This window comes from Microcoleus sp. Pol7_A1 (assembly GCF_036701085.1).
GTDB lineage: Bacteria > Cyanobacteriota > Cyanobacteriia > Cyanobacteriales > Microcoleaceae > Microcoleus > Microcoleus asticus.
This window is the reverse complement of record NZ_JAUBQD010000127.1, coordinates 1-5,017: the sequence shown is the minus strand read 5'-3', so window position 1 is coordinate 5,017 and position 5,017 is coordinate 1. Positions and strand designations below refer to the sequence as shown.

Annotated in this window: 1 protein-coding gene; it reads left to right on the top strand. The window is 43.7% G+C overall.

Annotated features, from left to right (window positions below):
* Positions 1 to 4,854, top strand: a 4,854-nt coding sequence (locus QUA20_RS31300) for a trifunctional serine/threonine-protein kinase/ATP-binding protein/sensor histidine kinase (RefSeq protein WP_445304737.1), incomplete at its 5' end; no start/stop codon positions are given.
* Between the last annotated feature and the right edge of the window lie 163 nt (positions 4,855 to 5,017).

Sequence of the window (5,017 nt, the reverse complement as noted above, 5' to 3'; positions counted from 1 at the left end):
GTAACATTCTACGAATTACTAACAGGAAAGTTACCGTTCCAAACAGACGATCCAATGGATTTGGTACACTGCCACCTCGCCAAACAACCACTGGCAGCCTCAATTATCAACCAGAACGTTCCATTGGTGCTGTCTGAGATTGTCAGCAAACTGATGGCGAAGAATGCTGAAGAGCGCTATCAAAGCGCCCTAGGACTCAAGTTTGATTTGGAAACTTGTTTGCACGAGTGGCAAGAGACAGGGGCGCTGGCTAACTTTACAATAGGGGAGCGAGATTTGTGCGATCGCTTTACTATCCCCGAAAAATTATACGGTAGAGAAAGCGAAGTATTCTCGCTGCTGGAAGCATTTGACTGCGTGAGTGCAGGCAGCACTGAAATGATGCTCGTTGCAGGTTTCTCCGGCATTGGCAAAACCGCCGTCGTCAACGAAGTTCACAAACCAATTGTGAGACAGCGAGGCTACTTTATTAAAGGCAAATTCGACCAATTCCAACGCACCCTTCCCTTTAGTGCATTTGTCCAAGCTTTTCGCGATTTAATGGCGCAACTGCTATCGGAAACAGATGCTAAAGTTGAACAATGGAAGTTAGAAATATTGGCAGCTTTGGGCGATAGCGCTGGGGCGATAGTTGAAGTCATTCCCGAACTCGCCCGTATTATCGGGCCGCAACCGCCAGTCCCAGAACTTTCGGGCAGTGCCGCTCAAAATCGCTTCAATTTGTTGTTGGGAAAATTCCTGCAATTATTCACAACAAAAGAACATCCTTTAGTGATATTCTTGGACGACTTGCAATGGGCAGACTCAGCATCGTTAAAATTAATTCAACTGCTGATGACTGCTAAGGAGTACCGCTATCTCTTATTAATTGGAGCTTATCGGGATAACGAAGTATTTTCAGCGCATCCATTGATGCTGACTTTAGCAGAGATTCAAAAAACTGAAGCAAAGGTGAATACTATTACCTTAGAGACCCTCGCTCGCTCGGACGTAAATAGTTTAGTTGCCGATACTATAGCTTGTTCTACAGCCTTGGCTCTGCCTTTGACCGAACTCGTTTATCAGAAAACCTTAGGCAATCCATTTTTTAGCACACAATTCCTCAAATCTTTGCATGAAGATGGGCTAATTGAATTTAATTGTGAAGCTCGGTATTGGCAGTGCGATATTTCTAGAGTGCGCACCTTGGCACTAACGGATGATGTAGTAGAATTCATGGCACTTCAGTTGCGAAAGTTGCCACTTCAAACACAGTCAGTTTTAAAGTTAGCTGCTTGTATTGGCAATCAGTTCGATTTGGCGACCTTAGCAATTGTTGATGAAAATTCGCCAGTAGAAACCGCATCCGCTTTATGGAAGGCACTGCAAGACGGGCTAATTTTACCCATTAGCGAAGTTTATAAGTTTTATCAAGCAGAGGGGAATAGCAAGTCGGTAATCGGTAATGGTCAGGAATCTGACCAATTACCAATTACCCATGACCAATTACCCAAATATAAGTTTTTACACGATCGCGTCCAACAAGCAGCCTATTCCCTGATTCCGCAAGACCAAAAGCGCTCTACTCACTTAAAAATCGGCCAACTGCTGTTAAAAAATACGCCAGAAGCCGATCGAGAAGAAAGAATCTTTGATATTGTCAACCACTTAAATGTGGGAGTTGAGCTAATTACGCAGGAGGCAGAACGCGAGCAATTAGCACGGTTGAATCTGGTTGCTGGAAAGAAAGCCAAAGCTGCTACGGCCTATTCTGCTGCGGTTGAATATTTCAAGGTTGGTAGGGTATTACTGACAGAAAATAGTTGGAAGAACCAATACGAACTAACATTAGCGCTGTCTACAAAAGCAGCAGAAGCGGCATATCTAAGCGGTGATTTTGAGCAGATGGAAAAATTAGCATCAGTCGTGGACAACTGCGCCAAAACGCTACTGGGCAAAGTAAAAGTGTACGAAGTCCAAATTCAAGCTTATATAGCTCAGAACAAGTTACTAGAAGCAGTTAATACAACGCTACAAGTCTTAAAGCTGTTGGGAGTAGAATTTCCTTCTAAAGTGAACCTGTCAGATATTGAGCAGGCACTAGGGGAAACTGCGTCAATTTTGAACGGGAAGCGAATAGAGGATTTAATTGACCTGCCTCAAATGAGCGATCTCTATAAACTAGCAGCCATAAGACTTTTATCAAGTATCTTTGCTGCTGCATACATTGCTGCGCCAGAACTGGTGCCTTTGACGGTGTGCAAACAAGTAGATTTATCTGTCCAATATGGTAATGCTTCGGTGTCTCCGTTTGCTTATGCAAATTATGGTCTTCTGCTTTGCGGAGTTGTGGGAGATATTGATTCGGGTTATCAGTTCGGTCAATTGGCTTTAAATCTATTGTCGAAGTTGAATGCTCAAGAAATCAAAGCCAAGACAGTCGTTATGGTAAATATATTTATCCGACCTTGGAAAGAGCATCTGAGAGAAACCTTAGAACCTCTGGTATCAGCTTACTCTACCGGAATGGAGACAGGAGATTTACAATATGCTGCCTTTGGTCTAATGCTGTACTCCTATTTTGCTTACTTTAGCGGCAAAGAACTGACTGTCCTTGAAATAGAGATGGCAATCAACAGAAATGCTATTCATAAAAGTATGCAAGAAACAGCGCTTCATTATCACGAAATCTATTGGCAGGCTGTCTTAAATCTCCTCGAAAAGACTGGAAATAAGTGCTGCTTAAAGGGTGAAGCATGCGATGAGCTGATCAGGTTGCCACTGCTCCAGCAAGCAAACGACAAAACGGGACTTTACTACATATATTGGAACAAACTTTTACTTAGTTACTGGTTTGAAAATAACTCAGAAGCGATTGAGAATATTGCTTTAGCAGAAAAGTATTTGGACGCAGTGGTAGGATTGCCTCTTATTCCTCTATTCCATTTTTACGATTCTCTAGTCAGGTTGGCGGTGTACTCGGATACTCCAGATTCAGAGCAACAGGAAATTCTCGACAGAGTAAGAGCTAATCAAGAAAAAATGCAAAACTGGGCACATCATGCCCCCATGAATCATCTGCATAAATTCTATCTAGTGGAAGCAGAACGGCATCGGGTTTTAAACCAAAAAGTAGAGGCGATCGAGATGTACGACAAAGCGATCGCCCTCGCCCAAGAAAACGAGTACATCAACGAAGAAGCACTAGCTCACGAACTTGCCGCCAAATTTTACTTAGAATGGGGGAAAGAAAAACTTGCACAACCCTATCTAATCGATGCCTACTATGCCTACGCTCGTTGGGGAGCAAAAGCAAAGATTGACCATTTAGAACAGCGCTATCCCCAATTGCTTGCTCCGATCCTGCAACAGGAGCGAACTCGCCAATATCCCAGCGAAACAATTCACACCTCCACCAATAGTGAATCATCCCTATCTAACACGAATAGAACACTTGTCGGTAGCACCAGCAGTTGGGGGTTAGTAGATTTGCCAACAGTTATCAAAGCTTCTCAAGCTCTATCTAGCGAAATAGAACTAGAGCAATTGCTCACTACCCTCATGCAAGTGGTGGTGAAGAATGCCGGAGCACAAACCGGAGCATTAATTTTGATGGAAGAGGGAAACTGGAGGATAAACGTCCACTGCACCAACCGTCAAGACTGCCTTCTGCAATCAATTCCGGTTGAGGAGAGCGAAGTAATTCCTTTAACCCTGATCAACTACGTCAAACGTACAAAAGAAACCCTAGTTTTTGATGATGCTAGCAATCAACCAAGATTTGCATCTGACCCCTACATGATCCAACAGCAACCTCACAGCCTGCTTTGCACTCCGATCGGCGAGCGAGGCAAAATGATGGGGATTTTGTATTTAGAAAATAATTTAGCAACAGGGGTATTCACGGGCGATCGCGTCGCGATCCTCAACATCCTGTGTTCGCAAGCAGCAATTTCCTTACAGAACGCCCGACTGTATCAGCAATCCCAGGAGTATGCGCAAAAACTAGAGTTTTATCTCAACGATCTCAAACAGATGCAACTGCAACTGGTACAAAATGAGAAGATGTCTGCTCTCGGCAATCTCGTGGCAGGGGTGGCTCACGAAATTAACAATCCTGTAGGCTTTATTGCCGGCAACCTTGAACCAGCCCAAGATTATATCAAAGACCTATTTGGGCTGATTGACCTGTATCAGAAAAAGCTACCCCATCCCGATGCTGAAATTGTATCCGAAATAGAAGCAATCGATTTAGAATATGTGAGGCAAGACTTGCCCAAGTTAATTGATTCAATGAATCTGGGAGTCGAACGGATTCGCAGTATTAGCACCAGCCTGCGAACCTTTTCGAGAGCTGACCGAGATTATAAAGTTCCTTTTAATATTCACGAAGGAATCGATAGTACCATTCTGATTCTCAAACACCGTTTGAAAGGAAATGATGACCGTCCAGAAATTGAAGTTGTCAAACAATACGGGAACCTGCCAGCAGTTGATTGCTTCCCCGGGCAGCTCAATCAAGTGTTCATGAATATCTTGGCAAACGCGATTGATGCGTTAGAATCATCGAACCAGGGACGCAGTTTTGCCGAGATTAAAGCCAAGCCGAATAGCATCACGATTAGTAGCACACAAAAAAAGAATCAGGAGTGGGTAACAATTGGCATTTCTGACAATGGCATTGGGATGAATCAAGAGGTAAAAAAGCGCATTTTTGACCACTTATTTACCACCAAGATAGTCGGTAAAGGAACGGGATTGGGATTGGCGATCGCCCGCCAGATTGTAGTAGAAAAACATGGAGGCGAGCTGGAGGTAAACTCTGTACTCCATCAAGGAACTGAATTTGTAATTTTGTTGCCGGTGAAAGGGTGAGGTCGAAGTGCTATCACCCTTCAACCTCGCAGATCGAAGTCCAGATTAACTGTTAAAAATCAATATTGAAGATTAGGATAGCCCACAATGAATGCCACTGTAAATTTGATCGATACCATTCCCGGCTACCGTCTGACGGAGCAACTGTACAGCGGTTCCAGAA